At 68.6% G+C, this 25,245-nt stretch carries 25 protein-coding genes and 2 pseudogenes; 13 read left to right on the forward strand and 14 right to left on the reverse strand.

Features of this window, described 5'->3' with window-relative positions:
• Positions 1–58 precede the first annotated feature (58 nt).
• Positions 59–547 (forward strand): pyridoxamine 5'-phosphate oxidase family protein, encoded by a 489-nt coding sequence (locus AB0E63_RS30565; RefSeq protein ID WP_360373954.1) that lies wholly within the window; start codon positions 59–61, stop codon positions 545–547.
• Here AB0E63_RS30565 and AB0E63_RS30570 read toward each other — a convergent pair.
• On the reverse strand, positions 525–1,874 hold the full coding sequence (locus AB0E63_RS30570; protein WP_360373957.1) for a cation:proton antiporter: 1,350 nt from the start codon (positions 1,872–1,874) through the stop codon (positions 525–527). The two genes, AB0E63_RS30565 and AB0E63_RS30570, sit on opposite strands and share 23 nt — an antisense overlap.
• Before the next feature lie 171 nt (positions 1,875–2,045).
• On the opposite strand from AB0E63_RS30570, the gene AB0E63_RS30575 reads away from it, so the two are divergent.
• On the forward strand, positions 2,046–2,759 hold the full coding sequence (locus AB0E63_RS30575) for a hypothetical protein (RefSeq protein ID WP_360373960.1): 714 nt from the start codon (positions 2,046–2,048) through the stop codon (positions 2,757–2,759).
• A 16-nt stretch (positions 2,760–2,775) separates the two neighbouring features.
• Here AB0E63_RS30575 and AB0E63_RS30580 read toward each other — a convergent pair whose 3' ends face one another.
• The 6 genes from AB0E63_RS30580 to AB0E63_RS30605 all read right to left on the reverse strand — a co-directional run bounded on the left by AB0E63_RS30580 (position 2,776) and on the right by AB0E63_RS30605 (position 7,359).
• The gene (locus AB0E63_RS30580) at positions 2,776–3,213 is read right to left on the reverse strand and encodes a hypothetical protein (RefSeq protein ID WP_360373963.1); all 438 of its coding nucleotides are present in this window, start codon (positions 3,211–3,213) and stop codon (positions 2,776–2,778) included.
• 128 nt (positions 3,214–3,341) lie between these two features.
• Positions 3,342–3,992 carry a hypothetical protein gene (locus tag AB0E63_RS30585; protein WP_360373966.1) on the reverse strand — a complete coding sequence of 217 codons (651 nt, stop codon included), beginning with the start codon at positions 3,990–3,992 and terminating at the stop codon, positions 3,342–3,344.
• The gene (locus tag AB0E63_RS30590) at positions 3,976–4,800 is read right to left on the reverse strand and encodes a hypothetical protein (protein WP_360373969.1); all 825 of its coding nucleotides are present in this window, start codon (positions 4,798–4,800) and stop codon (positions 3,976–3,978) included. Before AB0E63_RS30590 ends, AB0E63_RS30585 begins: the two co-directional genes overlap by 17 nt.
• A gap of 123 nt (positions 4,801–4,923) precedes the next feature.
• Entirely contained in the window at positions 4,924–5,697 is a 774-nt protein-coding gene (locus tag AB0E63_RS30595) for an aldo/keto reductase (protein ID WP_360373972.1), read from the reverse strand.
• Positions 5,651–6,664, reverse strand: a complete 1,014-nt coding sequence (locus AB0E63_RS30600) for a hypothetical protein (protein WP_360373975.1) — start codon at positions 6,662–6,664, stop codon at positions 5,651–5,653. Before AB0E63_RS30600 ends, AB0E63_RS30595 begins: the two co-directional genes overlap by 47 nt.
• Before the next feature lie 56 nt (positions 6,665–6,720).
• Positions 6,721–7,359, reverse strand: a complete 639-nt coding sequence (locus AB0E63_RS30605; RefSeq protein ID WP_360373978.1) for a GntR family transcriptional regulator — start codon at positions 7,357–7,359, stop codon at positions 6,721–6,723.
• A gap of 96 nt (positions 7,360–7,455) precedes the next feature.
• On the opposite strand from AB0E63_RS30605, the gene AB0E63_RS30610 reads away from it, so the two are divergent.
• Together AB0E63_RS30610 and AB0E63_RS30615 are read left to right on the forward strand one after the other, a co-directional pair.
• Positions 7,456–8,643, forward strand: a complete 1,188-nt coding sequence (locus AB0E63_RS30610; RefSeq protein ID WP_360373981.1) for an amidohydrolase — start codon at positions 7,456–7,458, stop codon at positions 8,641–8,643.
• Positions 8,640–9,935 carry an MFS transporter gene (locus tag AB0E63_RS30615; RefSeq protein WP_360373983.1) on the forward strand — a complete coding sequence of 432 codons (1,296 nt, stop codon included), beginning with the start codon at positions 8,640–8,642 and terminating at the stop codon, positions 9,933–9,935. Before AB0E63_RS30610 ends, AB0E63_RS30615 begins: the two co-directional genes overlap by 4 nt.
• On the opposite strand, the gene AB0E63_RS30620 is transcribed toward AB0E63_RS30615, so the two are convergent.
• Positions 9,863–10,741, reverse strand: coding sequence for an alpha/beta hydrolase (locus AB0E63_RS30620; RefSeq protein WP_360373985.1), 879 nt, complete (start codon positions 10,739–10,741; stop codon positions 9,863–9,865). The two genes, AB0E63_RS30615 and AB0E63_RS30620, sit on opposite strands and share 73 nt — an antisense overlap.
• Before the next feature lie 169 nt (positions 10,742–10,910).
• On the opposite strand from AB0E63_RS30620, the gene AB0E63_RS30625 reads away from it, so the two are divergent.
• Positions 10,911–11,510 (forward strand): TetR/AcrR family transcriptional regulator, encoded by a 600-nt coding sequence (locus AB0E63_RS30625; RefSeq protein ID WP_360373987.1) that lies wholly within the window; start codon positions 10,911–10,913, stop codon positions 11,508–11,510.
• On the opposite strand, the gene AB0E63_RS30630 is transcribed toward AB0E63_RS30625, so the two are convergent.
• Both AB0E63_RS30630 and AB0E63_RS30635 read right to left on the reverse strand, forming a co-directional pair.
• Positions 11,507–13,486: a protein meaA gene (locus AB0E63_RS30630; protein ID WP_360373989.1), complete on the reverse strand. Its 1,980-nt coding sequence runs from the start codon at positions 13,484–13,486 to the stop codon at positions 11,507–11,509. The genes AB0E63_RS30625 and AB0E63_RS30630 overlap by 4 nt on opposite strands.
• A 74-nt stretch (positions 13,487–13,560) precedes the next feature.
• On the reverse strand, positions 13,561–13,875 hold the full coding sequence (locus AB0E63_RS30635) for an STAS domain-containing protein (protein WP_360373991.1): 315 nt from the start codon (positions 13,873–13,875) through the stop codon (positions 13,561–13,563).
• A gap of 126 nt (positions 13,876–14,001) precedes the next feature.
• Between AB0E63_RS30635 and AB0E63_RS30640 the strand changes: the two genes are divergently transcribed.
• From AB0E63_RS30640 to sppA, 4 genes are all read left to right on the forward strand, one after another.
• Complete coding sequence (locus AB0E63_RS30640; protein WP_360373993.1) at positions 14,002–14,337, forward strand: hypothetical protein; 336 nt, start codon at positions 14,002–14,004, stop codon at positions 14,335–14,337.
• 155 nt (positions 14,338–14,492) lie between these two features.
• A complete protein-coding gene (locus AB0E63_RS30645) occupies positions 14,493–15,125 on the forward strand; it encodes an RNA polymerase sigma factor (RefSeq protein ID WP_360373995.1) in 633 nt (210 codons plus the stop codon).
• Positions 15,122–16,249, forward strand: a complete 1,128-nt coding sequence (locus AB0E63_RS30650; protein WP_360373997.1) for a CU044_5270 family protein — start codon at positions 15,122–15,124, stop codon at positions 16,247–16,249. The genes AB0E63_RS30645 and AB0E63_RS30650 overlap by 4 nt, the downstream gene beginning before the upstream one ends.
• A 214-nt stretch (positions 16,250–16,463) precedes the next feature.
• Positions 16,464–18,116: a signal peptide peptidase SppA gene (gene sppA / locus AB0E63_RS30655; protein WP_360373999.1), complete on the forward strand. Its 1,653-nt coding sequence runs from the start codon at positions 16,464–16,466 to the stop codon at positions 18,114–18,116.
• A gap of 2 nt (positions 18,117–18,118) precedes the next feature.
• Here the strand turns inward: sppA and AB0E63_RS30660 are convergent, their stop codons facing one another.
• Positions 18,119–18,703 (reverse strand): cob(I)yrinic acid a,c-diamide adenosyltransferase, encoded by a 585-nt coding sequence (locus AB0E63_RS30660; RefSeq protein ID WP_360374001.1) that lies wholly within the window; start codon positions 18,701–18,703, stop codon positions 18,119–18,121.
• A gap of 49 nt (positions 18,704–18,752) precedes the next feature.
• Here AB0E63_RS30660 and murA point away from each other — a divergent pair, with 49 nt between their 5' ends.
• Both murA and fabV read left to right on the forward strand, forming a co-directional pair.
• Positions 18,753–20,039: a UDP-N-acetylglucosamine 1-carboxyvinyltransferase gene (murA, locus tag AB0E63_RS30665; protein WP_360374003.1), complete on the forward strand. Its 1,287-nt coding sequence runs from the start codon at positions 18,753–18,755 to the stop codon at positions 20,037–20,039.
• Between the two features lie 70 nt (positions 20,040–20,109).
• Complete coding sequence (gene fabV, locus AB0E63_RS30670; protein WP_360374005.1) at positions 20,110–21,279, forward strand: enoyl-[acyl-carrier-protein] reductase FabV; 1,170 nt, start codon at positions 20,110–20,112, stop codon at positions 21,277–21,279.
• On the opposite strand, the gene AB0E63_RS30675 is transcribed toward fabV, so the two are convergent.
• Together AB0E63_RS30675 and AB0E63_RS30680 are read right to left on the reverse strand one after the other, a co-directional pair.
• Positions 21,276–21,476, reverse strand: a complete 201-nt coding sequence (locus tag AB0E63_RS30675) for a CGNR zinc finger domain-containing protein (RefSeq protein ID WP_360374007.1) — start codon at positions 21,474–21,476, stop codon at positions 21,276–21,278. The genes fabV and AB0E63_RS30675 overlap by 4 nt on opposite strands.
• Positions 21,477–21,499: 23 nt before the next feature.
• Positions 21,500–21,772, reverse strand: a pseudogene (locus AB0E63_RS30680) (ABATE domain-containing protein); the annotation flags it as partial.
• Between AB0E63_RS30680 and AB0E63_RS30685 the strand changes: the two are divergent.
• Together AB0E63_RS30685 and AB0E63_RS30690 are read left to right on the forward strand one after the other, a co-directional pair.
• Positions 21,762–22,130 (forward strand): annotated as a pseudogene (locus AB0E63_RS30685) (MFS transporter); the annotation flags it as partial. The pseudogenes AB0E63_RS30680 and AB0E63_RS30685 sit on opposite strands and share 11 nt — an antisense overlap.
• Complete coding sequence (locus AB0E63_RS30690) at positions 22,022–22,636, forward strand: MFS transporter (RefSeq protein ID WP_360374009.1); 615 nt, start codon at positions 22,022–22,024, stop codon at positions 22,634–22,636. The pseudogene AB0E63_RS30685 and the gene AB0E63_RS30690, both read left to right, overlap by 109 nt.
• A gap of 31 nt (positions 22,637–22,667) precedes the next feature.
• On the opposite strand, the gene AB0E63_RS30695 is transcribed toward AB0E63_RS30690, so the two are convergent.
• Positions 22,668–25,169: a DUF3516 domain-containing protein gene (locus AB0E63_RS30695; RefSeq protein ID WP_360374011.1), complete on the reverse strand. Its 2,502-nt coding sequence runs from the start codon at positions 25,167–25,169 to the stop codon at positions 22,668–22,670.
• Between the last annotated feature and the right edge of the window lie 76 nt (positions 25,170–25,245).

Raw genomic sequence — 25,245 nt, forward strand, 5'->3', positions numbered from 1 at the left:
CCGGGTGGCGGCTTCGTCCCCCTGATGAGAACACCCTCCGAGTGGAAGGATCAGCAGCATGACCAGGGAAGAGATCGCGGAGATTCTGGCCAAGCCCTACGCGCAGCAGTTGCTGACCGGCCCCGAGCCGGCCCGCTTCGCGTACGACGGCCTGGACGGCGACCCGCGGGTGATCCCGATCGGCTTCTGGGTCGAGGGCGAGCAGATCGTGATCGCCACCGTGCCGAAGTCGGCCAAGGTGGCGGCGCTGCGGAAGAACCCGAAGGTCGCGCTCACCATCGACACCGGCGCGTTCCCGCCGAAGGTGCTCCTGCTCCGCGGCACCGCCGAGGTCGAGCTGGTCCAGGGCATCCCGGAGGGCTATCTCCAGGCCGGCCACAAGGTCATGACCGACGAGCAGTACCCGGAGTGGGAAGCCGGCGTGAAGGCCCTTTACACCGAGATGGTCGTCATCACGGTGACCCTCACCTGGGCCAAGCTCCTCGACTTCGAAACCACCATCCCCAAGGCGGTCGAAGACCTCATCAAGGAGAAGTCGGCCGGCTAGCAGTCCGCGGAGAGCCGTGGGCGAGGCGGCGTGATCGCGGGCCGGCCCCCGGAGCTTCGCCGGCCTGCTCGAGGTGGACGTACCGGCCTCCGAGAGGACCGGCGGTGACACCGTGGAGCACCACACTGAGCAGCACAGTGAGCGCCACGACGGCGACGGCCCGCTCGACCAGCGGGGTTGTGCCGAGCTCCTCGACGGCCAGCAGTGCGAACACGACCGATGCCAGGCCGCGCGGCCCGAACCAGCCCACGAACAAGACGGTCCTGCGGTCCAGCCCCGCTCCGAGCAGGGACACCGCGACCGGCGCCATCCGGACCACGGTCAGACTCAGTACGGCGTACGCGAGAAGCGCGAGGTCGAGGTTGTGAACGGCGATCGGCACCAGCGCGGCTCCGAAGAGGAACCAGACGGCGAGTGCCAGGACCTCACCGAGAAGCTCCGGTAACTCGACGGTGTCGTCCGCGTCGACAGTCGCCTCGTCGAGTGCTGCGCTGAACGCGATGCCGGCCACGAACGCCGCGATGAATCCGTTGCCGCTGAACGCCACGGCGAGGCCGAAGCTGCTCAGTGCGGCCGCCAGGGTTCCGAGCCGCCGCGCGCCCGTACCCATCCAGCGCCGTCGAGAGCCGACCGTCATCAGCCGGGCGCTCGCTGTCCCCACCGCCAGGCCGACGAGGAGACCGACCGCGAGTGCGAGCAGCGCGCCGCCTCCGTGATCGGGGGTACCGTCGTCACCTTCGATCCCGAGTTGGCCGGCGGCGACGGCCAAGGTGAACGTAACGACCGGTGTGACGATGCCGTCGTTGAGCCCACTCTCCACATTGAGTGCGCGGCGCAGACGCATGGGGATCCGGCTGTCGTTGATCACCTGTGCGCTGAGAGCGGCGTCGGTCGGAGCCAGCGTGGCGCCCACGAAGCCCGCGAGTGCCCAGGTGAAATCGTCGAAGAACCAGGCGGCCAGGAGAGAGCCCAGGATCACGGACAGGGGAAGGCCGATCGCCAGCAGCCGGCCGGGCAGGCGAATGTCTCGTCTCAGCCTCGAGAGGTTGACCCTGGCCGCGTCCGAGAACAACAGGAGCGCCAGCGTCAGCTCCGCGATCCGATGGACGGACGGGGCCTCGACGTCCACCGAGAGCGGGCCCCAGTCGGGGTTTCCCAGTGCGTAGCCGGCGACGGCGAACACGAGCGGACCGGTGATGTTCAGGCGGGCCAGGAGGTCCGAGGTCACTGCCCACGCGAGAACCAGGAGCGCCAGCACCGCGAACGTGGCCTCTGTCACCGCCCCGCCTCCGCCCTTGCGCACCGCGTACAGCTCGGACTGGCTCATCCGACTCTGACCGTCGCCGCCCGGCGGCCGCCTCATCCACCTGGGAGGGTTTGGCGCCCGGTTTCACCCCGGACGGAGGACGCGAAACCCACCGGAGCGGGGCATGCTGACGGTCTGACTCAGCTCGGTGGCGGAACGCGAGATCGGGCAACGGGGCAAAGGACAGAGAACGTGAGCGAGACGACGCGGTCATCCGGAAGCGATGGGCCTGATCCCGGCACCTCCCGCGGCAAGAGCCGAGGAGTCCGGGCATGGTGCCTCTACCTGGCCACCACTATCGGCCTTCTCTGCCTGATGGGCCGCTGGGGACTGGGTGGGGCGGTCACCGGTGTGGTCGTTGCCCTGACCGCGGGCGCTGTCACCGCCTTGGCCATCTGGGGAGTCGAAGGGCGGCGTGAGGTGCGAAGGATCGCTCGGGTCACGCTCGCCACCGGGCTGATGGCGCCGGCCGCCGTGGGCCTGATCGGAGTCTTCAATGTGGCCGGCGTCCTGGTCGTCCTGGCACTCGCGGCGACCACGCCGGCTCTGACCTCGAGAATCCCGCGACGGCAGGCAGAGGGGGGTTCCCCCGTTGATCAGCCAGAGCCGGCGGCACCTTGGGTCCCCGCGACCTCGCTCGCCGACGGTCCTGCGGGCGGACCGGCGAGCGAGCTCAGTTCCCTCGGCAACGAGGCATTGTGCCTGGCCTGGCGCCGGAGCTTCCGGCTGCTGGAGGCTGCCGCGTCGGCGGCGGAACGCTTGGCCGTCGTCGAACAGCGGCAGCAGTACCTCGACGAGTTCCAGCGGCGATCCCCGGAGGGACTCGCCGCCTGGCTCGCCTCCGGCGCACGGGCGTCCAGCAACCCGCTTCCGTTCCTAGGGGACGCCCGGCGCCAGGCAGACTGAATCGGGGCAGACCGAATCAGGCTTCTTTGACGTCCCGACCGTGCGCGGCCAGCGCCCAGATGACGAAGATGTCGATGGCGATGACGGTCAGCGCCCAGAACGGGTAGTACGGGATGAAGGTGAAGTTGGCCAGTGCGCTCAGCACAGCCAGGATGATGCCGACCACCCTCGCCCAGGTCTGGCCCGCGATGACCGCGAAGCCGGCCAGTAGCACCAGCAGGCCACCGATCAGGTGGATCCAGCCCCACGCGGTGGCGTCGAACTGGAACAGGTAGTTGCGGGTGGCCACGTAGAACTCGTTCTCGAAGAGTGCCACGAGACCGGAGAACATCTGGAAGCCTCCGGCCATGATCATCATGAGGCCGGCGAACAGTACGAACCCGACGGCCCAACTGCTGACCTCGTGTTCCTCGCCCGCCGCGTCGTACTGCGATGCTGCTGCGCCTTGTGCCACTGTCGTTCACTCCCCTGTGCTCTCCCCGATGGCTCTCCGTGATCGGATCGCTCCACGGACGATGACACCAGGCTGACCAACCACCTCGGGTCCGGCATCATCCCCAGGGGACGACTGTGACCCTGCGCTCACACCTGGAGGCTGATCGGGAAGGTCGCGATCCAGGCGATGGCGGCGACCAGCACGAGGCAGCCCGCCCCGGCCAGGATCAATCGCGGCCGGCGGCCGGTGATCTTGGTGCTCATTCCGGCGAAGAACAGGACCACGGCGTACAGGACGACGGTGAGCACATAGTCGCCGGAAATCTTGATGTCTCGGAGCACCTCGGCCGCGGAGGTCGCGGCGGCCGCGTCGAGCCGTTCGGCCTCCTGCCGCGCCGCGAGCTGGTACTGCGGCATCGCGAACGGCGTCGGCGGCGCCTCCGGATTCGTGGCCGGGCGGGTCGCCGTCCAGGCGTCGAACGCGGGCCGGAACTCCGCGCGGAAGCGCTTGGCGTAGAAGGCGGCGAGGTCGGCATCACCCTGGCGGTCCGCGTCCGCCCAGGCGATGAACGTGGCGACGTCCACCTGGCTCTGGAACTGGGCCTGGCCTTGGGCCCGGGCAGCGTCGATCCTGATCGCGTTCGTCCGGCCGGCCGCCTTGGCCTGCTCGCCGTTCCACCGGGTGGCCTGGTAACTGCTCCACGACGTCCCGAGGGCGGCGATCACCAGCAGGACGGTGACGAGCACCTCCTGCCACATCCGGCCCTGGCCGTGCTGCTCCTCAGCGGCGGTTGCCATGCTCGTCACACGGTGGTGTCACGTCGACCCCGACGAGCTTGGCCTGGGTTTCGATCAGGCCGATGGTTCGCTCCATCGCGGTCGGCTTGAGCCTGCCCACTCCCTGTCCATGGGGATGGTCGAAGAACACGAGCAGGAACAGCAGCAGGGTGATGACCACGGTCACGCTGCCCATCAGCAGGCCTTGCGTCACCGGGCCCTCGGACGAGTCGGCGAAGAACAGCATGTACACGAAGATCACCACGGAGATCGCGCCCAGGACCATCCACAAGGGCGTCGGGATGATGCCTTCCGCCCCGTGCACCCGGTCGATGCGCGCCTGCTCCCGGTCGGCGGTCTGGTCCATCCAGCGGTCGTACGCCGACTGCTCGACCGACGTCCGCGGGTTGACGGCCGAGATCGTCCGGTACATCTCCACTCCCCACGGATTGACGGAGTTCCCGAGCGTGCCGGTATCGAGGGCATCCCACTCGACCCCGGCCACGGACCGGGCGTAACACGTCAGTTCGCCGGTGAGCTCCGCCGCGGTCTGCCGGGGCAGGAACTGGGCCGTCTGAACCTGCTGCGCCACGATCGTCGCCTCGGACTCGGCGCCGGACCGCGACTGGTCGTACGACGTGAACGACAAGAAGATGATGAAACCGAGCAGCACGGAGAACCCGGTGGCGAGCACACCGAAGACGCCCGAGGCACGGTCACCGTTGCTGAAGTAGCCGCCGTCGGGCGCCCGCCTGCGCACGAGGAGCATCGCCGTGACGGTGACCGCGGTCACGAAGACCGTGACCAGAGCCGCCCAGACGATGTTCACCTGTGCCTCCCGCCGCGGCTGTCACAAGCCGACTACTTCGCGGTTCCGGCTGCACGTCGGCGGATCGATCGTCTCTGCCGCGGGCGAAGCGAACCTCACCCCGCGCGGATGAACCTCCGGCGGTCAGGACCACCATTTCTGACGCTGTGCCAGCGCGTCAGCTGTCTGATGGGTGGTGTCGAGCGAGTCCAAGGCGGAGATGGACTGCTCGTCGAGTTCGAAGTCGAAGACGTCGAAGTTCGCTTCGATGCGTTCGCGGTGGGTCGACTTGGGGATGACCGAGAGACCCTTCTGGATCGCCCACCGGATCAGGACCTGAGCCGGCGTACGTCCAGCGGCGGACGCGATCCGCTCGACGGCCGGATCCCCGAGGTGCCGCCCGGTTCCCAGCGGGCTGTACGCCTGGGAGACCACGCCCGCGTCCGCACCCGCTTCGACCAAAGCCCGGCGGTAGTCGAACGGGCTGAACAGGATCTGGTTGACCGCCGGCTGGATCTGGCTCACCTTCAGGAGCTCCTGGAGCTCCGCGGCGCCGAAGTTCGAGATCCCGACGCCCTTGGTCAGCCCGGCTTCACTCGCCGCCTCCATCCCGGCCCAGGCCCACGTCGGTCCGCCCTGCGGCCAGTGGATGAGATAGAGATCGAGGTAGTCGGTGCCGAGCCGCGCCAGGCTCTTCTCCGCCTCGACCCGCGGGTCCTTGCCTCCCGGGTAGAACTTCGTCGTGAGGAAGATGTCCTCGCGCGGTACGCCGCTGTTCCGGATCGCCCGTCCCACACTCGACTCGTTCCCATACGCCTGGGCGGTGTCGATCAGCCGGTAGCCCAGCTCGAGCGCCCAGGCGACCGCCCGCTCACACTCCCGTCCGTCCCGGACCTGCCAGACCCCCAGGCCCAGCACAGGAATCTCCGTACCATTCGAGAGCGTTCGGGTCAGCTGAGGGCTCATGCACCCCTTGTATCAGCCGGCTCAGCGATCCGGCCAGATCGAGTCGAGGGTGTGAAGGGTCGTGGTGACCTGGACGGGTGCGGTGGCGTGAGGACGATTCCCCGGTCGGTGGGCAGGTAGCAGCGCGAGAGCGAGACTTCGCCGTCGTTGGCGAAGAGCTCCAGCGAGGTTCCGGTCGACGAGGAGCTGGACGGCTACTCGGCTTCTTGTGGACTGGTGGTGAGAACTTGGTCGCCACCGGGCTTGACCGTGCCGGACCAGTGGCTGGTGCCCGATCGCAGGCTCGCGAGCTCACGGATCGGATGACGGAAGAGGTGCGGCGTCCGTCGACCGTCCGCAGGGTGAGTTCACACGCGAACGTGACCTGCTGGTTGAACGGCATGTCGGGATAGCCGCCGTCCCGCATCCACGCGGCCTGGATCCGGCGGCCGTCGCCGGTCTCGGTGTTGTTCCAGGTCTGGGTGGCGTAGAAGCTCAGGCCGGCGTCGGACAGCACCTGCTCGGACTCCTCGGTGAAGCTCGTCCCGTCGAAGTCACCCACCGAATACTTCCCGTCGGGGCACTGGCCCAGGTTGTCGTTGCGCGACCAGAAGGCGACCATCGGTGGGGTGGCCGGGTCGTCCGACAGCCCGGAGGTGTTGCCGTAGTCGATCACCACCGATCCGGACTGCACGCCGGCGTCGAGTGACTCCTCGAAGAATGCGGGCAGCAGTTCGGTCCAGTGGACCAGGTCGTTGCTGACGGCATGGATCCAGCACTTGTTCCATCGCTGGGCGAACAGGTGGTACTCCCCCTCGTAGTACACCAGTCCGTTCAGGTCGTTCAGCCAGCCTTCCTGGCGCATCCCCGGGTTGAGCCGGTCCATCACGAACTGCCGCGCCGTGAAGTGGTATTGCGGCCGCCATGTCTCGCCGTACAACGGCTGCGTCGAGACAGGCGGTACCTCGGGATGGTCGGTCTGCTCCTTGTCCTCGGTCAGCTCTGGCCACGGAGGTCGCGGATGAGGGCCTGCGACTGGGCGAGGTGGTCGGCCGCGAGCCGCTCGGCCTCGGCGACGTCGCGATTCTCGATCGCGGTGTACAGCTCCAGGTGCTGGCCCGCGACCGCGATCAGATCGTCGTGCTGCGCCATCAGCCAGCGCATGCGGCTGCGCAGCGGACGTTCGATCTCGACCAGGAGCTCGTTGGAGGCCAACTCCGTCACGATCTCGTGGAAGTCGGCAGCCTTCCGCCGGGCGACGACCGCGTTGCCGGCGCGCGCCGCGGCGAGCTGCTGGTCCAGGGTCTGCCGGAGCCGGTCGAGCCCTTCGCGGGTGCGGCGTTCCGCCGCGAGCCGGAACGTGAGTGGCTCGAACGCGACCCGGACCTCGTTGAGATCGGCGATGTCGGAGTCGGTGAACTCGCGAACGACGGCCCAGGACCGGGGCCGCAAGGTCACCAGCCCGTCGGCGACCAGCGCCTTCAGCGCCTCCCGGACCGGCACCCGGCTCACGTCCAGTGCCCCCGCCAGCTCCCGCTCGACAAGCCTGTCCCCCGGCTTGCGCACGCCATCGAGGATCTCGCCGCGCAGGAGCCGCGTCACCCGCTCCGTCTCGGACTCGTGGCTCTCGCTCATCGAACTCCCCAGGTTGGTATACCGCCACCCAAGCATGCCCGACCGACCGTGTCTCGATGTTCAAGGCAGGCAAAATTTTTGGTATACCATTCTGTCATGACCTCCTTGCTGCTTGCTGACGTGCGCCCTTGGGGTGGCGACCCGGTCAACCTGGTGATTGCCGACGGCGTGATCACGGACATCACCACGGCGGGCACGGCCACCGACCAGGAGGCGCGCGTCGACGGACGTGGACTGCTTGCGCTTCCGGGATTCGTGAACGCGCACGCGCACGTCGACAAGAGCTGGTGGGGTCAGCCGTGGGTCTCGTACGGCGGTCAGCCAACGACCCAAGGGCGGATCGCTCACGAGCGCGCCGAGCGGGACAAGTACGGGATCCCGAGCATCGCCGGCGCGACAGCAGTTCTGCGCGAGTTCCTCAGGCACGGCACGACCGCGACCCGCACGCACATCGATGTGGACCTCGGCGTCGGACTGCGCGGGATCGCCAATGTCCGCGAGGCAGCCGCCGCGCTCGGCGGCGCGGTCGACGTGGAGATCGTCGCGTTTCCGCAGGACGGCGTGCTCCGGCGGCCCGGCGTACTCGAACTGCTGGACCAAGCCGCGGCGGAGGGCGCCACGAGCATCGGCGGGCTCGACCCGGCCTCGATCGACCGCGATCCGGTAGGCCAACTCGACGCGCTCTTCGAGATCGCCGTACGGCGTGGTGCTGGGATCGACATCCACCTGCATGACGGCGGTGAGCTCGGCGCGTTCCAGTACGAACTGATCATCGAGCGCACCCGGCAGTCCGGTCTCGCCGGAAAGGTCAACGTCTCGCACGGGTTCGCCCTCGGCCAGCTGTCCCCGACGCGGCAGAGCGAACTCGTCGAGGAGCTCGGCGCGGCCGGGATCTCGTGGACGACGGTCGCACCCGTCGGTTCGGCGCCACTGCCCTGGCGCGAGCTGCGGACGGCGGGAGTCGCGGTCGGCCTCGGCACCGACGGCATCCGCGACCTGTGGTCGCCATACGGCGACGGCGACCTCTTGCAGGTCGCCCGCAGTTTCGCCCGGCTGCACGGGCTGCGTGCGGACGAGGACCTCACCTACGCCGTCGAGCTCGCGACGACTGCCGCCGCGCCGTTCGTCCATCGTGAGAACCACGCGCTCGCCCCGGGAGCCCGTGCGGACGTCGTCCTGATCGACGCCGAGAACGTGCCGGACGTACTGGTCCGCGCACCGCGTCGTGAGGTTGTCATCGCCGGCGGACAGGTCGTCGTGCACAACGGCGAACTCCAGGTGTGAGCGCCCGTACGCCCGCGGTCCTCGGGCGGACTCTGGGTTCGCTGCGCGAGAACCGGCCGTTCCAGCTGCTCTGGATCTCCAACCTCTTCTTCTTCGGCGGTGTGTGGACGCAGACCCTTGTCCTGGGCTGGCTTGCCTGGGAGGCCACGCACTCCGACTTCCTGGTCGCTGTGTTCGGCGCAGTGCGGCTGGCGCCGTTGCTGCTCGGTCCGTTCGCCGGTGCGTTCGCGGACCGGCACAACCGGGTCCGGCTGCTCGTCATCGCGTGCTCGTGGGCGCTGACGGCAGTCAGTGTCGTGGCCACGCTCGCGTCGCTCGGCAGAGCGTCGTACGGCGTGCTGCTCGTCGGCGGCCTCGCACTCGGGCTCGCTCAGTCACCCTCGCAGCCGGCCCGCGCCTCGCTGGTGCTCGACCTGGTCGGCCGCCAGAACCTCAGCAACGCGAACGCGCTCAATTCGATGGCGCTCAACATGACTCAGGTGATCGGCCCCGCGGCCGGCGGTCTGCTGATCAACGGTCTGGGCGCACCGGCCGCGCTCTGGGTCTCGACGATTTGGTACGCCATTTCGCTCGTCCTCCTGCTGCCGTTGCGCGGACTCGGCCAGGTGGTTCACGAGCACACCGACTCATCGCTGCGCATGGTCGCCAGCGGGATCCGTGCGATCGCCCGGAACCGCCTGGCCGCAACGGTCCTGCTCGTCACGCTGGCCGCGAACATCCTGGTCTGGCCGATCGCTCAGTCGTTCATGCCGGTGTTCGCGGAAGAGTCGCTGGGGCTGGACGCTGCCGGCCTGGGCTGGCTTCTCACCTGCGGCGGCGTCGGCGGCCTGGCCGGCTCCCTGGTCATCGCCTGGCTCGGCGACTTCCGCTTCAAAGGCGCGCTGTTCGTCCTGGGCACTGCCGCCTGGGGCGCCACGTGGGCTCTCTTCGGCCTGTCCCACAGCCCCGTCACGTCCTTTGTCCTGATGACCGCTATCGGAGTCCTGAGCTCAGCCTTCGGTGTCCTGCAAACCACACTCCTCCTGGTCACCACCGCCCCACCGCTGCACGGCAGAGCCCTAGGCATCCAAGAACTGGCCATCGGAGTCATGCCCGTCACGTCGCTGGTCCTAGGTGCCTTCGCCGAACACTTCGGCGTCGGCCCCACCACCTTCGTCAGCTCCGCTCTCCTCGTTGTCCTGATGGCCCTGCTCGCCACCTGGACCCCTCAACTGCTCCGCTACGCCGGAGCCGTGGACGCGCGTCCGGCGGTGGCGAAGTCCACGATCAAGCGGGCGAGCTCGGCGGGCTGATCCTCTGGTACGAACGAATACGAGTCGGCAAGGGTGACCAGCCTTGCGTCGGGCAGGATCGCCGACAGCCGATCGAAGAGCGTGGCGGGGAAGATCAGATCGTCGGCCGCGCGAACCAGGAGCACCGGCTTGCGGAATCCGCTCAGCGACTTCGCTGCAGCCACGGTGAACCTGTTGTCCACACTGACGACGAAGCGTTTGGCGTCTCGCCGGATCTGCCGGCTGGCGCGGATCGGCCGCAGGTAGGAGTCGAGGATCTCGACCGGTATACCGTTCTTGGCCAGCCAACCGAACGCGAACGGCTGCCGCTGCACCACCGGCAGCCGAAGAAGCCGGCCGGCCAGCCAGATCATGCCGGGCAGGCGTGCCAGCTTCGGCATCCGTGCGTACGGCTCGGGAAAGAAGGCCTCGAACGCATCGCACGGGGTGAGCACCACACGGCCGAGCCGCTCCGGATGGTCGGCCAGCAGGATCTGCGTTAGTGCGCCGCCGGTGTCGTTGGCGACCACGGTGACATCAGTCAGGTCGAGCTCGGCAAGGAACTCCGCGATCAGTCCGGCGACCCCGGACGGCGTCAGGTCGGCTTCGTCCGGCATCGGCACGCGATGTGCGCCGAGTGGCCAATCCGGTGCGATGCAGCGAAACCCCGCGTCGGCCACGGCCGGAACCACCTTGCGCCACAGGTTGGCGTTGACCAGCAGGCCATGGACGAACACGACCGGCGGGCCTGACCCACGCTCGGCGTACTCGACCTGGCCGCTCGGCAACTCAACGGTCTTGCCTGCACCAAGGGCTGCGTCGCGCATGCCGGTCTCCTTCTCTCAGAGTGCCACTTGGACGGCGGGCGCTAGTACGTCGAGTGCCGCCTTCCGAGCCGCGTTCAGCGCTCCGGCGGAACTTCCGTAGACGGTCACCGCTCCTTTCTATACTGATTTGTATCATCGTTCCATAACGTTGATCTGCTACCGTCGGAGCGTGCCCCGGCCGAAGCAACGCACCGAAGCTCTCCAGGAGCGCGGACTGGCGAGCGCGCTGGCGGTGCTCGACGAGGAGGGCGTGGGAGGCCTGACCACGCGGACCGTTGCCCAGCGCGCGAACGCCTCCGTTCCGGCGATCTACGAGGTCTTCGGCGACAAGGCGGGGCTCGTCCGGGCGGTCTTCTTCGAGGGATTCCGGATGCTGGGAGACAACCTCGCGGCGCTCCCCCCGACCACGGACCCGGTCGAGGCCCTTCGCCGCCTGGCCGACGCCTTCCGCGCATTCATCCTGGCGAATCCGGTGCTCGCCCAGATCATGTTCTCCCGGCCGTTCGCCGACTTCGATCCCACGAAGGACGAAGCCAAGGCCGGCCTCAAAGTGCGCAAGATCTTCGTCCAGCACGTCCGCGACGCCGTCGATGCCGGCCGCCTCTCCGGCGACCCGACCGACCTCGCCCTCATCCTCTTCACCTTCGTCGAGGGCCTCGCCGCAGCCGACAACGCCCACCGCCTCGGCACCTCAAGACAATCCACCAACCGCCGCTGGCACCTCGGCCTGAACGCCCTGCTCAACGGCTTCCAGCAAGGTGCGCGCTAGAGCTTGTTGGCTTTTCTGATGACGTCTACGACGTTGGACATCATGCCGGTGAGGTCGTAGTCCTTGGGGGTGTAGACGGCGGCTACACCGGCTGCGGTCAGCGCTTTGGCGTCCGCGTCGGGGACTATGCCGCCTACTACGACGGGGACGTCTTCCAGGCCGGCCGCGCGGAGGCCCTTGACTACTTGGGGGACCAGTTCCATGTGGGAGCCGGAGAGGATGGACAGGCCTACGCAGTGGACGTCTTCGGCGACGGCGGCGGCGACGATCTGGTCGGGGGTCAGGCGGATGCCTTGGTAGATGACCTCGAACCCGACGTCGCGGGCGCGGACCGCTACCTGTTCGGCGCCGTTGGAGTGGCCGTCGAGGCCGGGCTTGCCGACCAGGAGGCGTAAGCGGCCGCCCAGCTCGGAGGAGGTGGCGGCGACCTTCGAACGGACCAAAGCGATGGCCTCACCGCCACCGGAGACGCCGACCGATCCGGAGACCCCGGTCGGCGCGCGGTACTCGCCGTACATCTCTCGCAGAACGCCGGCCCACTCCCCCGTGGTCACTCCGGCACGAGCGCACTCCAGCGTGACGGGCATGAGGTTGTCGGTGGTCTTGGCGGCGGCCCGCAACTTGGTCAGTGCGGCGTCGACGGCCGCGTCGTCGCGCTCGGCTCGCCACTTCCGCAGTGACTCCAACGCGGCTGACTCAGCAGCCGGATCGACGATCTGGATGGCGGTGTCGAGGTCCGCGGTCAGTGGCGACGGTTCGGTGTTCTCGAACTTGTTGACACCAACGACAACCTGGTCACCGGACTCGATCCGCTGCCGGCGTTCGGCATGGGAGGCGACCAGCGCCTGCTTCAAATAACCGCTTTCGACGGCCGCGACCGCACCGCCCATCGCCTGCACTCGGTCGATCTCCTCGAGCGCACCGGCGACCAGTTCGTCGACCTTCGCCTCGATCACATGTGATCCGTCGAAGATGTCGTCGTACTCGAGCAGGTCCGACTCGTACGCGAGGACTTGCTGCATGCGCAGCGACCACTGCTGGTCCCACGGGCGGGGCAGGCCGAGCGCCTCGTTCCAGGCCGGCAGCTGGACCGCGCGGGCCCGGGCGTTCTTGGAGAGCGTGACGCCGAGCATCTCGAGCACGATCCGCTGGACGTTGTTCTCCGGCTGCGCCTCGGTCAACCCGAGCGAGTTCACCTGTACGCCGTACCGCAGCCGGCGAGCCTTCGCGTCGGTCACGCCGTACCGGTTCAATGTCAGGTCGTCCCAGAGCCGGACGAACGCGCGCATCTTGCAGGTCTCCTCGATGAACCGCACCCCGGCGTTCACGAAGAACGAGATCCGCTGGACCACGTCACCGAACCGCTCCGGCGGCACCTGACCCGCGTCGCGGACGCGGTCCAGTACGGCAATCGCCGTCGAGATCGCGAACGCCAGCTCCTGCACTGGAGTCGCCCCGGCCTCCTGCAGGTGGTAGCTGCAGATGTTGATCGGGTTCCACTTCGGGATGTTGGCGACGGTGTACGCGATCACGTCGGTGGTCAGCCGCAGCGACGCGTCCGGCGGGAACGCATACGTGCCGCGGGACAGGTACTCCTTGACGATGTCGTTCTGGGTCGTCCCGGTCAGCTCGTCGGGCAGCGCACCCTGCTCCTGCGCGGCGACCTGGTACAGCGCGAGCAACCACATCGCGGTCGCGTTGATCGTCATCGACGTGTCCATCTGCGTGACCGGGATCTGGTCGAACAGCGCGCGGACGTCGCCGAGGTGCGCGACCGGTACGCCGACCTTCCCGACCTCACCCTTGGCCAGCGGGTGATCCGCGTCGTACCCGGTCTGGGTCGGGAGATCGAACGCGACCGACAGCCCGGTCTGGCCCTTGGCCAGGTTGCGCCGGAACAACGCGTTCGACTCCGCCGCGGACGAGTGGCCCGCGTACGTCCGCATCACCCACGGTCGATCCTTCTCGGTCGCCATGTACCCGAGAGTAGGACTGTGTTCCCTTGTGAGTCCCTCCCTCGTGACGGGTGTCACCAGGGCCTACGTCACACTCAGGCGCTGATCGGCAGGGGACTGCGTTCGACGTGCAGGATGCGGTGCAGGCGGGTGACCGCGAGGATGCGGACGACCGAGGGCATCGGGTGCCACAGCACGAGCTGGCGGCCGAGCTGCTGGGTCCGGCGGTGGGTGGCGACCAGCAGGCCGAGGCCGGTCGCGTCGACCGCGTCGACCGTCTCCAGGTCGACGAAGACGTCGCCGACAGAAGTGTCGATCAGGTTGTTCAGGGTCTGCCGGACATCGCCGACGGAGCGGACGTCCAAGATGCCGGTCAGGTGTACGACGTTGTCGTGGGTCGGTGCGAGCATGTCCGTGCCCTCCGCTCTTCCGGCGGCCCCCGAGTCATCGGCCGCGTGGCAGCGTTTGTGTTGGTAAAGACTCCCTGGCGACACGGAAGGTTGCCAAGACCTCACGATCTTTCTTTTCGCGAGACAATGGTGTCCGTGGTCGGTGGTGGAGAGTACTTCGTATTTCCGTTCGTGGCTATCGCCCTGGCCGGACTGATGGTACTGCTCTGTCGCTGGGCTTTCTCGAAGGCGAAGGGCGGGTCGCTGGTTCGGCGGGTCGATCTCGGTCCGGCGGAGCACGACGCGTTCGGGTTGCTCGTCGACATCCACACCGTGCGCTCGTACAACGAGGCCCGGGTCACGGTGTCGAGGCTGAAGGACTTCGGCATCAAGGCGACCGCGGCGCGCACCAAGGACGGCTGGAGCGTCTACGTCTGGCCGAAGGACGAGGCCGCCGCGCGCGGACTGCTCGACGCTTCCTGACTCTTCACCCATTTCTCCCCCGGGTGTCCTCCGGAGAGCGCTCTCGCGCGTCCATCTCCCGGCAGCTCGGGGTTTCGGGGTACGAGAAGGGGTCTGGGGACATCGGACAAGAACAGGGTGAGCCGACCGGCTGCGAACCACACGTGAGGAGTTCGATGACGCCCGACCTGGCCCTGGCGACCCTTGCGTTCCCCGGTCGGCCGCGGACTGCCGCCGTACCCGTTGACACAGCACGAGACTCCGATGCGGATGCCGATGGGCGGGCACTGGAGGCGTCGGTGCGGGAGCCGGACCGGTTCACGGTGATCTTCGACCGGTACTTCGGTCAGGTGCACGGGTACGTCGCACGCCGGCTGGGGATCGATGTCGCCGACGATCTGGCCGCGGAGACGTTCCTGATCGCGTTCCGGCAGCGGGAGCGGTTCGACCGGCGGAACGGCGTGGTGCGGGCCTGGCTGTACGGCATCGCGACGAACCTGATCCGCCGGCACCGCCGCGACGAGGTGCGCGCCTGGCGGGCGCTCGCGAAACTGCCGTTGCCGATCCCGGCGAGCGCCCCCGAGGACCGGATCGCCGCTCAGGTCACCGCCCAGGGAGCGAGTCGTGAGCTCGCCGCCGCGCTCGCCACGCTGAACGCCAAGGATCGCGAGGTGCTGCTGCTGGTGGCCCTCGGCGACCTCACGTACGACGAGGTCGCGGCGGCGCTCGGGATCGCGTACGGCACCGTCTGCTCCCGGCTGTCCCGAGCCCGCCGCACTCTCCGCACGCACCTCGAGGACCCGTCATGAACGAGTTCGAGCACCTTCGCCGCGCATTCCCGCAACAGGACGCGCCCACTCCTGAGGCAGCCGCTGCCGCGCGGCAGCAGGTGGAGGCGTTGATCCGCGAAGCGAAGTCCGACAAGCGCCGTGCGGTCAGGGTCGCTCGGGCGGGGTGGGTCGGGACAGCTGTGACAGCCGCGACCGCGGTGGTAGCTGTGGCCGGACTTGGTGGGGCGCTGCTGGCCGGTGGCGGCGGGGACGGAGACGCGGTCGTGCCTGGCGCCGGTGGGACGACGACGGCGCCACGGCTGGTGACGGCGGCTCAGGTGCTGATCGCGGCGGCCCTGCGGCAGGAAGTGGACGAGAAGGTCTCGGGGAAGTTCTTCCGGGTGCGGAGCCTGCAGGTCAGCGCCACCACGCGGGTGGGGAACCCGAAGTACACGCTCGAACGGCGATCCATCACCGAGAGCTGGATGCCGATGAAGCCCGGCGTCGAGTCGTGGTTCGGCTGGGTGAACCTCGCGTACCGCCCGGCTACCGTGAACGACGTCGCGAAGTGGCAGGCCCAGGGATCACCGCAGTCCTGGAAGCTGCCGTACGAGGTGGACCCGATCAGCACGAAGGACGGGGAACCGGTGGTCAACAAGATGTCGTTCCGCGACGTCCCGCCCGGCTACTACCTGACCGGTGACCGACCGCTGACCGCCCAGCAGATCGCCGCGCTGCCGACCGACCCGATCGCACTCCGCGGGGTGCTCGCCAGGAGCGTCGGCCCGCGCGAGACCGCGGACGAGCGGAACTACGCCGTCTTCGCCGCGGCCGGCCGGCTCCTGTTCGAGCTGCCGTCGCCGCCGAAGCTCCGCGGCGCCGCCCTCCGCGTGCTCGCGGCCCTCCCCGGCACCCAGATCCGCGCCGGCGTGAAGGATCCGATCGGCCGCGTCGGCACGGAGATCACCCTCACCGCGGACCTGTCGAAGGCCAGCGGCGGCAGGACGTTCCTGTTCGCGGGCGGCGCCTCGTACATCATCGATGCCGCCACCGGCCGCCTGCTCAGCTCGTCGGTCGCCGGGCCGAAGCCCGGTTCCACCGTCGTCCTCGAATCCGGCTGGACCGACGACCGGCCGACTCCGCCCTCCCCAGCCGTCCGGTGAGCGGTCAAAAGCTTGCTGTAACGGCGAGTACTGCGCAAACGATGTACGGGCGGCGTGCCCCGCGGGGCATCGAGTACCCGGCGCAGGAGTCAACTTCCTGCTGACCGGAGCCTACGGTCCGCAGCGCGTCGGCGACTGATCCAGTTCAGCACTCCCCTGCTTGGCTCTCTGCCGAGCGGGGGCAGGTCTTTTGTGGCGGGTCTAGGGTCGGAGTATGGCGACTCTGCTCGAGCTGGATCTGACCCGCGGTGTCCTCGAGACGCCGCCCGCCTCACCGGTGGCGGCGTTCCGCGCCCGTCATCTGCCGACGCTGCGGGAGCTGGTGGCAGCCCTGCGGAAGGGAGCCCGCGACGACGCTGTCGTCGGCGTGGTCGCCCATCTGGGCGGTCAGCGGCTGTCGCTGGCCCAGGTGCAGGACCTGCGCGAGGCAGTCGCCGACTTTCGTACGTCGGGCAAGCCCGCGGTCGCCTGGACCGAGTCGTTCGGGGAGACCGGCTACGGCACGGTCCCGTACTACCTGGCCACCGCATTCGACGAGATCTGGGTCCAGCCGTCCGGCGATCTCGGCATCACCGGTGTCTCGGTGCAGGCGGTCTTCATCCGCGGTGCGCTCGACAAGGCCGGGGTGATCCCGCAGTTCGGCAAGCGGCGTGAGTACAAGACCGCCGCGGACACGTTCACCGAGAAGGAGATGACCGCTCCTGCCCGCGAGATGGCGTCGCGGCTGGCGGAGTCGGCGTACGAGCAGATCGCCGAGGGGATCGCCGTACGACGGCGTCTGGACACCGCACGCGTGCGCGAGCTCGTGGACAGCGCGCCGCTGCCCGCCCAGGCCGGACTGGACGCAGGACTCGTCGATCGGCTCGGCTATCGCTCAGACGTGTACGACGAGCTTCTGAAGCAGCTCGACTACGACACGCGGCTGCTGGCCGAGCGGTACATCCGGCGTGGTCCGCGCACTCTGCAGGACGTGCGCAAGACACTCCCGTGGCCGGCCAAGCCGCTCGTGGCCGTCGTCCGTGTCTCTGGCGGCATCACTGTGGGTCGCAACTCCAACAGCCCATTTGGCGGGCCGGGGTCCGGCTCTGACACGGTCGGTGCCGCACTGCGAGCGGTGGCGGACAACGACAAGGTCAAGGCCGTCGTACTGCGGGTCGACAGCCCAGGTGGTTCGTACGTCGCGTCGGACGCGATCCGGAACGAGGTCCTGCGGCTGCGGTCGACCGGTCGTCCGGTGATCGCGTCGATGGGCAGTGTGGCGGCCTCTGGTGGGTACTTCGTGGCGATGCCGGCGGATGTGATCGTCGCGCAGCCAGGCACGATCACCGGTTCGATCGGTGTGCTGACCGGCAAGGGCGTCGTCCGCGATGCGCTGGCGCGGGTCGGGATCTCGCAGGAGGCCGTGTCCGAGGGTGAGAACGCGCGGATGTACTCGGCGCAGGAGGAGTTCACCGACGAGCAGTGGGCGCGGCTGGAGGAGACACTCGACCGCATCTACAAGGACTTCGTCGCCAAGGCGGCCCAGGACCGCGGGCTGCCCGAGGAGCAGCTGGAAGCGCTCGCCCGCGGCCGGGTCTGGACCGGTGCCGACGCGCACGCCCGCAAACTCGTCGATGAGCTCGGCGGCTTCCAGCACGCCCTCACACTGGCCTGCAACCGAGCCGGTCTGGACCGCGACGAGATCGCGCTGGCCACCGTGCCGCATCGCAACCTGCTGGACCAGCTCCGCGCACCGACAACAACGGACGATCTGGCCGTCACGTCGCAGCCGTTGACCATTGACGGCCTGACCGCCGGTCTCTACAGCGCTCTGGGCCTGCCGCCTGCCGGTCTGCTGCGGATGCCGCTCAACTGGGAGCTGGGCTAGAACTAGGGCGTCCGTTCGCCGCCGGGGATCCAGAGGACATCGCCGCCGGAGGAGAGGTTGGCGACGCGGCCGAGGATGAAAAGCAGGTCGGACAGGCGGTTCAGGTACGTGATGGCGAGCAGGTTGACCGACGGGCCGTGCGCTTCGACGGCGGTCCAGCCGGCCCGCTCGGCCCGGCGGACCACAGCGCGGGCGACGTTCAGGTAGGCGGCGCCCTCGGTGCCGCCGGGCAGGATGAACGAGCGGAGCTTCGTCAGCCGCCCGTTGTAGTCGTCGCACCAGCCCTCGAGCCGGTCGATGTACTCCTGGGTGATGCGCAGCGGCGGATACTCCGGATTCGGCGTGATCGGGTTGCACAGATCGGCGCCGACGTCGAAGAGGTCGTTCTGGATCCGGGTCAGCAGCACCACCAACGTGCTGTTCAGGTGTCCGGCCGCGATCGCGACACCGATGGCCGAGTTCGCCTCGTCCACCTCGCCGTAGGCCGCCAGCCGCGGATCGGTCTTCGAGGTCGTCGAGTTGTCGCCCAGGCGGGTCTCGCCGGCGTCACCGGTGCGCGTGTAGATCCGCGTCAAGTTCACTGCCATGCGAGGACTCTACGCATAGCCCGCTACCGTCAAACGCTACAGTCGACCGGTGGAACGGTTTCGGATCGCAGGTGAGGCCAGGCTCGAAGGAGCCGTCGAAGTCGCCGGGGCGAAGAACAGTGTGCTCAAGCTGATGGCGGCTGCCCTGCTGGCGGAGGGTCCGACGACACTGCGCGGCGTACCGGGGATCCTCGACGTCACCTTCATGGCCCAATTGCTGGACACCCTCGGGTGCTCGGTGAAGGTGAACGCGGACGATCAGATCGCGACCATCGCCGTACCGCATGAGATCGGGCACCAGTGCGACTACGAGTTGGTGCGCAAGCTGCGGGCATCGATCTCGGTGCTCGGACCGCTGCTGGCCCGCTGCGGTCAGGCGGAGGTCGCGCTGCCGGGCGGCGACAACATCGGCTCCCGCGGGCTGAACATGCACGTCGCCGGCCTGGAGTCGATGGGCGCGAAGGTGCACATCGAGCACGGTTTCGTGATCGCCGAGGCACCGCAGGGCCTGCACGGCGCCGAGGTCTGGCTGGACTTCCCGAGCGTCGGTGCGACCGAGACGATCATGATGGCCGCGGTGATGGCCCGCGGTACGACGATCATCGAGAACGCCGCGCGGGAGCCGGAGATCCAGGACATCGCCGCGATGCTGGTCGAGATGGGCGCCCAGATCGACGGCGCCGGCTCGCCCCGGATCGAGGTGACCGGTGTGGACGGTCTGCTCCGGCCCGTCGACCACACCGTGGTTCCGGACCGGATCGTGTCCGGCAGCTGGGCGTTCGCGGCGGCGATCACCAAGGGCGACGTCACGATCACGAACGGCCATGCCGAGCACCTCGAGCTGCCGCTGGACAAGCTGCACAAGGCCGGCGCGGAGATCAGCGTGCTGACGTCCGGTTTCCGGGTCCGGATGCACGACCGGCCGAAGCCGGTGGACGTGGTGACGCTCCCCTACCCCGGCTTCGCGACCGATCTGCAGGCCTTCGTGATCGCGCTGAACGCGGTGAGTGACGGCGCTGCGATGGTGACGGAGAACCTCTTCGAGGGGCGCTTCACGTTCGCGCAGGAGCTGACTCGACTCGGGGCACAGATCCAGACCGACGGTCATCACGCCGTGGTCCGCGGGGTTCCGCGGCTTTCCGGTGCTCCGGTCGTGGCCAGCGACATCCGGGCCGGCGCGGCGCTGGTGCTCGCCGGGCTCGCGGCCGAGGGCGAGACGCTCGTGTCCGCGGCGCACCACGTGCACCGCGGCTACACCGACTTCGCCGGCAACCTACGCCGCCTCGGCGCGGATGTCACCGTCGAGCCGGACGACGCGGAACTGTACTGGAACTGACCCGCCTTTTCGGCGCATTCTTCCGGCACTCCGCCCTGGTTAGCCGATTCGGCGGGTTAGGGTCGTCGGCATGAGTGAGCGTGTGGTCAAGCCCGTGGGCCGTGGATTCCTGTTCCTGGACTCGCATCCAGCCGGTTGTGCGCAAGTGGTCCGCGACGTGGCCGGCCAAGTCGAGCGTCGCGCGCCGGAACGCCGGACCGCGCTGGTGATCGGGTCCAGTTCGGGCTATGGACTGGCCACGACGATCGCGGGTCTGGCGCGCTACGGGATCGACGGGATCGGTGTGTGCTTCGAGAAGGCACCTACGCCCCGCCGGACCGCGACGGCCGGCTGGTACCGGACGGCGGAGACCGCCGCGCTCGCGGCCGAGCTCGGCCGGGACTTCCGGTTCGTGAACGCGGACGCCTTCGCGGACTCCACGAAGACCGAGGTCCTCGAGTTGATCGCCGAGCGGTGGGGTGGGATCGACCATCTGATCTACAGCGTCGCCGCACCACGTCGAGTCGATCCCCGGAACGGCGAGACCTACCAGTCGGCGATCAAGGCGATCGGCGCCGCGCACACGACCAAGAGCCTCGCGTTCGACGACGGTGAACCGATCCTCCAGGAGGTCGGGATCGAGGTCGCCACCGACGACGAGATCGCCCAGACGATCAAGGTGATGGGCGGCGAGGACTGGTCCCGCTGGATCTCGGCCCTCGAGGTGCGCGATCTGCTGAAGCCCGGCTTCAACACCGTCGCGCTCACCTACATCGGCTCCGAGCTCACCGGACCGATCTACCGCCAGGGCTCGATCGGCGCCGCGAAGGCCGACCTCGAGCACACCGCACTGACTTTGAGCAAGGACGGCGTCCAGGCGATGACCTCGGTGAACGGCGCCGCCGTCACCCAAGCATCGTCGGCGATTCCCGGTATCGGCCTCTACGTCAGCCTTCTCCACAAGGTCCTGGGCGACGGCTTGCAGACCCCGGTCCAGCAGTCGATCGCGCTCTGGGACCAACTCACCGGCGCGACTCCCCTGGACCTGGATGACGAAGGCCGGATTCGCCTCGACCGCTGGGAACTGAACGACGAGACCCAGAACGCCGTCCGCGCCCAGTGGGATTCCGCGACGCAGGACAACATCGCGGACGTCGCGGATACGGCGTGGTTCTTCGCCGAAGTACGCCGCCTGTACGGCTTCGACGTACCTGGGGTCGACTACGAGGCCCCGGCTGAGGTCGACGTCGACTGGCCCTAGCCACGGGCGCGGTATTTCCGCATCTTGTTTCGGGAGCCGCAGAGGGACATCGTGCACCAGCGGCTGCGGCCTGCCGGGCTGCGGTCGTAGTACACCCAGCGGCAGGTGTCGGCGGCGCATGCCTTGAGTCGTGGCCAGTTGCCGGCCACGACGGACGCGCTGATGACTGCGGCCAGCCGGGCGACCAGGGCCTGCACGTTGCGCAGCCCGTGGGCCGGCCGGATCGTCGCGCTCCGTCCGCTGACAACGCTAGGTTCAGCGGCGCCTTGGCCAGCAGTCGGTCGAGAACCGCCAGGGACGCGGCCGGTACGTCGACACCGGCGTGAGCCTGGCAGACGTCGCGGATGGCCTCACGGAGCATCAGCACCTCGTCGAGGTCAGCCCGATCGAACCGCAAGTCGGGCAGTCGGTGGTCGGCACAGAACGCGCTCAGGTCCGCGGGCTTCGTCAGGACGTCCCGCTCCATCTCCAGGTCGAGCGTGGTGTTCGACATCGCGTCGTTCGCCTACCTCCCGGGCTTCGTCCCGGAGCACGACCTACCGGCCGCGAACCGTGCATTGCAGGGCTCGTCGACGGCAGCCCAGGTCGGCGGCCCCGGCCTGTCCGGCCTCCTCGTGCAACTCCTCGGCCCGGCGATCGCACTCCTGGTCGACGCGATTTCCTACCTGGCCAGTGCGACAGGCATCGCGTCCGCGCGACGTCCGGAGTCACCACCCCAAGAGACCGACGAACGTCCGGGGCTGTGGGAGGGCGTGCGCCAGATCAAGGTCAGCCCGTTCCTCCGATCGCTGACCGCGCACGCGGCGCTGTACAACGCCTCCGCTCAGATCCTCGTCGTCAACCTCGTCGTTCTCGCCGTCAAGGAACGCGGCCTCTCCGCCGGCGGTACGGCATTGCCCTCAGCGCGGGTGGCGCCGGCGCCTTCGTCGGCGCGATGCTCGGCCTCCGCCTGGCCAAACGACTCGGCTACGGACGTGCCTTCGCCGCCTCGCTCATCCTGTCCACCGGACTGCCGCTGCTGCTGGCGTTCATCCCCGGCCGCGGCCTGCAGTACGGCGTACTTCTCGGAGCGATCCAGTTCCTGGCCGGCATCGGTCTCGGCAGCGCGAACGTGCTGTCGGTGACGATCCGCCAACTGCTGATCCCCCGCACAGCCCTTGCCCGGAGCAACGGCGCCTACCGCACCTTCACCTTCGGCGTTCTCCCGATTGGCGCGGCGCTAGGCGGCGTACTCGGCAGCACATTCGGCACCACCGCGGCCGTCGCCGTCGGAACCGCGGGCATCGCGTTGTCCGCGCTGCCGATGCTCGTCCGAGAAGTCAGAACCCTGGAGACCCCGGTCACCACAGCCGCCTGAACGCCGGCGACTGGCCGCTCACCCCGTGTGCTTACAACGGTTTGAAGGAGGCCAACTCCATCACCAGGTCGCCGGCTTCGTCGGAGGCGGCGAGGTCGACGGAGGCGGAGATGCGCCAGTCGTGGTTGCCTTCAGGGTCGTCGATGATCTGCTGGACTTCCCAGTACCCAGGGTGTTCCTCGATCAGGAACAACGCCGGACCACGGGCCGCCGGGCCGGTGCCGACCACGTCGTGCTCGGCGTAGTACGCCGTAGCCGCCTCGGCCCAGCGGGCGGCGTCCCAGCCTGACTCGCTGTCGAGCAGGCCCAGCTCGGCCCAGCGGTGCAGGGCGAGGAGCTCGACGCGGCGGAACATCGCGTTGCGGACGAGGACCCGGAAAGCCCTGGTGTTCAAGGTGATCCGGCGCGGACCGGTCGGCGTGACCTCGGCCTCCGGCTCGTCGGTGGGGTTGGTCAGCTCCTCCCACTCGTCGAGCAGGCTGGAGTCGGTCTGCCGGACCACTTCGCCGAGCCACTCGATCAGGTCGGTGAGGTCCTCGTTCACCTTGTCCGGCGGCACGGTCTGCCGCAGCGCCTTGTACGTGTCGCTCAGGTAGCGCAGTACGACGCCCTCCGAGCGCGCGAGCCCGTAGAACCCGATGAACTCACCGAACGTCATCGCCCGCTCGAACATGTCCCGGACCACGGCCTTCGGCGACAGCCCGGTGTCCGCGATCCACGGATGGGTCTGCCGGTACATCTCGAACGTTGCCTCGAGCAACTCGTTGAGCGGTTTCGGCCAGGTGACGTCCTCGAGCAGTTCCATCCGCTCGTCGTACTCGATGCCCTCGGCCTTCATCGCGTTCACGGCCTCGCCCCGGGCATGGTGCTCCTGCGCCCACAGCACCGCCCGCGGATCCTCCAGCGTCGCCTCGACGATCGACACCACGTCGAGCGCGTACGACGGATCGGCCGGATCGAGCAGGTCCAGCGCGGCCAGCGCGAACGTCGACAGCGGCTGGTTGAGGCTGAAGTCCTTCTGCAGGTCGACGGTCAGCCGCAGGGTCCGGCCGTTCTCGTCGGGTTCGTCCAGCCGCTCGACCACACCGGCCGTGAGGAGCGTCCGGTAGATCTGGATCGCGCGCCGGATCAGCCGGACCTGGACCTTGGCGTCCTCGTGGTTGTCGCGGAGCAGGTGCCGCATGCTCTCGAACGCGTTGCCGTCGCGGGCGATGACGTTGAGCAGCATCGCGTGGCTGACCCGCATCCGCGATTGCAGCGTCTCCGGCTCGGCCGCGACCAGCCGGTCGAACGTGTCCTCGCCCCAGGTGACGAACCCCTCCGGCGGCTTCTTCCGCTGCACCTTGCGCTGCTTCTTCGGATCGTCGCCGGCCTTGGCCAGCGCCTTCACGTTCTCGACCACGTGATCCGGCGCCTGGACGACGACCGTTCCCGACGTGTCGTACCCGGCCCGTCCGGCCCGGCCCGCGATCTGGTGGAACTCCCGCGCCTTCAGGATCCGCTGCCGGCGCCCGTCGTACTTGCTCAACGCCGTCAGTACGACGGTCCTGATCGGGACGTTGATGCCGACACCCAGGGTGTCGGTGCCGCAGATGACCTTGAGCAGACCGGCCTGGGCGAGCTGCTCGACGAGCCGGCGGTACTTCGGCAGCATGCCGGCGTGGTGGACACCGATGCCGTGCTTGACCAGCCGCTGCAGGGTCCGGCCGAAGCCCTTGCTGAACCGGAAGTTGCCGATCAGCTCGTTGAGCTTATCCTTCTCCTCCTTCGAGGAGACGTTGATACTCATCAGCGCCTGGGCGCGCTCGAGGGCGGCGGCCTGGGTGAAGTGGACGACGTACACCGGAGCCTGATGGGTCGTGAGGAGTTCTTCGAGCGTCTCGTGCAGCGCGGTGGTGACGTACTTGTAGATCAGCGGCACCGGACGCTCGCCCGACGCGACGATCGCGGTCGGGCGGCCGGTCCGCCGCGACAGGTCGATCTTGAACCGCTCGACATCACCGAGGGTCGCGGACATCAGCACGAACTGGGCGTTCGGCAGCTCCAGCAGCGGAACCTGCCACGCCCAGCCGCGGTCGGGCTCGGAGTAGAAGTGGAACTCGTCCATCACCACCTGGCCGACGTCGGCGGCCGCACCCTCGCGCAGCGAGACGTTGGCCAGCACCTCGGCCGTGCAGCAGATGATCGGCGCGCCCGCGTTCACCGACGCGTCGCCGGTCAGCATGCCGACCTTGTCCGCCCCGAACACATCACACAGCGCAAAGAACTTCTCCGACACCAGCGCCTTGATCGGCGCGGTGTAGAACGTCCGCTGCCCGTTCGCGAGCGCGGCGAAGTGCGCGCCAGTGGCGACCAGGCTCTTCCCGGACCCGGTCGGCGTCGACAGGATCACGTTCGATCCCGTCATGACCTCGATCAACGCCTCTTCCTGCGCCGGATACAACGAGATCCCCTGCTCACCCGCCCACCGCGCGAACGCGTCGTACAGGTCATCAGGCTCAGTAGTCCCCGGCACTTGCTCAGTCAGCGTCATCGCAACCCATTGTCCCTGACGGGTCCGGGCCGGGGCGAAGACGCCCCCGCCCGGCGGTTACTTTCGGCCGTGGATT

This window comes from Kribbella sp. NPDC026596 (assembly GCF_040638415.1).
In the GTDB taxonomy this organism is placed as follows: domain Bacteria; phylum Actinomycetota; class Actinomycetes; order Propionibacteriales; family Kribbellaceae; genus Kribbella.

Bases quoted from the DNA above. Each gene is read 5' to 3' on its own strand.
- AB0E63_RS30565 (WP_360373954.1), top strand. From the start codon at position 59: ATGACCAGGGAAGAGATCGCGGAGATTCTGGCCAAGCCCTACGCGCAG.
- AB0E63_RS30570 (WP_360373957.1), bottom strand. From the start codon at position 1,874: ATGAGCCAGTCCGAGCTGTACGCGGTGCGCAAGGGCGGAGGCGGGGCG.
- AB0E63_RS30585 (WP_360373966.1), bottom strand. From the start codon at position 3,992: ATGGCAACCGCCGCTGAGGAGCAGCACGGCCAGGGCCGGATGTGGCAG.
- AB0E63_RS30605 (WP_360373978.1), bottom strand. From the start codon at position 7,359: ATGAGCGAGAGCCACGAGTCCGAGACGGAGCGGGTGACGCGGCTCCTG.
- AB0E63_RS30610 (WP_360373981.1), top strand. From the start codon at position 7,456: ATGACCTCCTTGCTGCTTGCTGACGTGCGCCCTTGGGGTGGCGACCCG.
- AB0E63_RS30620 (WP_360373985.1), bottom strand. From the start codon at position 10,741: ATGCGCGACGCAGCCCTTGGTGCAGGCAAGACCGTTGAGTTGCCGAGC.
- AB0E63_RS30630 (WP_360373989.1), bottom strand. From the start codon at position 13,486: ATGGCGACCGAGAAGGATCGACCGTGGGTGATGCGGACGTACGCGGGC.
- AB0E63_RS30635 (WP_360373991.1), bottom strand. From the start codon at position 13,875: ATGCTCGCACCGACCCACGACAACGTCGTACACCTGACCGGCATCTTG.
- AB0E63_RS30640 (WP_360373993.1), top strand. From the start codon at position 14,002: ATGGTGTCCGTGGTCGGTGGTGGAGAGTACTTCGTATTTCCGTTCGTG.
- AB0E63_RS30645 (WP_360373995.1), top strand. From the start codon at position 14,493: ATGACGCCCGACCTGGCCCTGGCGACCCTTGCGTTCCCCGGTCGGCCG.
- AB0E63_RS30650 (WP_360373997.1), top strand. From the start codon at position 15,122: ATGAACGAGTTCGAGCACCTTCGCCGCGCATTCCCGCAACAGGACGCG.
- sppA (WP_360373999.1), top strand. From the start codon at position 16,464: ATGGCGACTCTGCTCGAGCTGGATCTGACCCGCGGTGTCCTCGAGACG.
- AB0E63_RS30660 (WP_360374001.1), bottom strand. From the start codon at position 18,703: ATGGCAGTGAACTTGACGCGGATCTACACGCGCACCGGTGACGCCGGC.
- fabV (WP_360374005.1), top strand. From the start codon at position 20,110: ATGAGTGAGCGTGTGGTCAAGCCCGTGGGCCGTGGATTCCTGTTCCTG.
- AB0E63_RS30695 (WP_360374011.1), bottom strand. From the start codon at position 25,169: ATGACGCTGACTGAGCAAGTGCCGGGGACTACTGAGCCTGATGACCTG.